Below are 1,630 nucleotides of genomic sequence, written 5' to 3' on the forward strand. Positions count from 1 at the left end.
AAGGATTACGAAGTGGCCGTCTCTTGTCACATGGATCTCACCCGTGCCAGCACCAGGGCTTGATCACCCGCACACCATCTCCCAGGACGTGAACACGCTCGGAGCCCGGCCAAAGGAGGTCTGCGGACGACGGTAATCACGGTCCAAGTGGCAAGGTAGATCGGTATCAGAGCTGCGGGCAGGTGGCGTCTGGCCAGCCAGACGCGGTTGCGGGCGACCATACGGAAGTACACGGCATGGCGTGTCGGAGAGGTCCGAGGGTGCTGCAACACCAGTTCGGGGCGGTATTCGATGCGCCAGCCCGCGTCCAGCGCCCGCCATGCGACGTCGGTTTCCTCGTGCGCGTAGAAGAACGACTCCGGCCAGGTACCGATATCGTCCACCACCGCCATGCGGATGGCGTTGCCGCCGCCGAGGAACGTGGTGACCTCCGAGGCGCGCAGCGGTTGACCGGTACGGAGCCGGGGAACGTGGCGGCGCTGCGTATAGCCGGTCTCATCCGCAATGCGGAAACTGACGATGCCCAAGTCGGAGCTGTGAGCGAACAGGTGGCGAATCGTGTCGGCGGTGTCGGAACGCGGCAGGAGCCCGTCGTCATCCAGATACATGACGACGTCGATGTCCCCATGGTCGCGGAGAACGGCGAGCGCGGCGTTGCGTCCGCCGGAGATTCCCCGGTTCTCCCGCAGTTCCAGGCCCTCGGCTCCTGCAGGCAGTCGCCCCAGCCGGGTGCCGTTGCCGACGACCACGATCCGCATCGTCGGCCCGGATTGCGCCTCGACGGAGTCCAGGAGCGCGGTGAGTTCGGCCAACCGGTCGCCCATCGTGAGGATGACCACTCCGATTCTCACATTCGCGGGCGAGATGAGAGCCCCGTGGTCCTCGTACGGCATGCGTACCTCTCTCATCAGCGGGGAACCGGGCGGAGGACGGGCATGTCGCCGCCGGCCGCCTCGAAGGTTGGAAGGCTGGAAGGCCATGCCAGCGTGATCGTACAGCGCCTTCTAACTGGGCTGTTGCTTTGTGGCCATGTTCAGATCGCTTGTCGTTAACATAAATCCGAGTGGCACCGTAGGAGCGGCTCCCATGGTGCTCACCCGTGTCTGCCGTGCACGGCTTCCTCGTACAACCGCTGGTAGCGGTCGGCCACGGCAGCCCAGCTGTAGGAGCGGTGTATGTGCCGCGCCGCGTTGGCCGCCCGCCGGGCTCGCTCCGCGGGGTCGGCCAGGGCCGCGGAAAGAGTCTCGACCAGATCGGTGACGTTGTCGGGCTTCACGAGCCAGCCATCGGCACAGCTGCCGCAACCGGTGATGATGCCCGCTGGACCTCCCGTGTTCGTCGCGATCGGCGGCGTGCCGCAGGCGGCGGCCTCGATGTAGACCATGCCGAAGCTCTCGTTGACGGCGGGGGCGACCATGAGATCGGCGCAGTTGAGACCATCGGGAAGCTCATCATGGTCGCGCCAGCCGACGAAGTAGACGTGATCGTCGATTCCGAGACATCGAGCTGCGGTCAGCGGGTGCTCGCCTTCCGCTTCCCTCCCTGCCAAACTAGACAGAGGTAACAAAAAGGTACATAACTCTGTATCGAGGGCGGGGAAGGAGACATCCCTTCGTGGGAGCACGACAAC

At 65.0% G+C, this 1,630-nt stretch carries 2 protein-coding genes; both read right to left on the bottom strand.

Going from position 1 to position 1,630, the window contains the following annotated elements; translation table 11 throughout:
- Positions 1-26: 26 nt before the first annotated feature.
- On the bottom strand, positions 27-893 hold the full coding sequence (locus tag AB0J58_RS44935) for a glycosyltransferase (RefSeq protein WP_364227958.1): 867 nt from the start codon (positions 891-893) through the stop codon (positions 27-29).
- Positions 894-1,093: 200 nt separating this feature from the next.
- On the bottom strand, positions 1,094-1,630 hold a 537-nt coding region (locus tag AB0J58_RS44940), incomplete at its 5' end, for a glycosyltransferase (protein ID WP_364227961.1).

Origin of the sequence: Streptosporangium sp. NPDC049644, from assembly GCF_040675205.1 — a bacterium.
Lineage (GTDB): Bacteria > Actinomycetota > Actinomycetes > Streptosporangiales > Streptosporangiaceae > Streptosporangium > Streptosporangium fukuiense.

Bases quoted from the DNA above. Each gene is read 5' to 3' on its own strand.
- AB0J58_RS44935 (WP_364227958.1), bottom strand. From the start codon at position 893: ATGCCGTACGAGGACCACGGGGCTCTCATCTCGCCCGCGAATGTGAGA.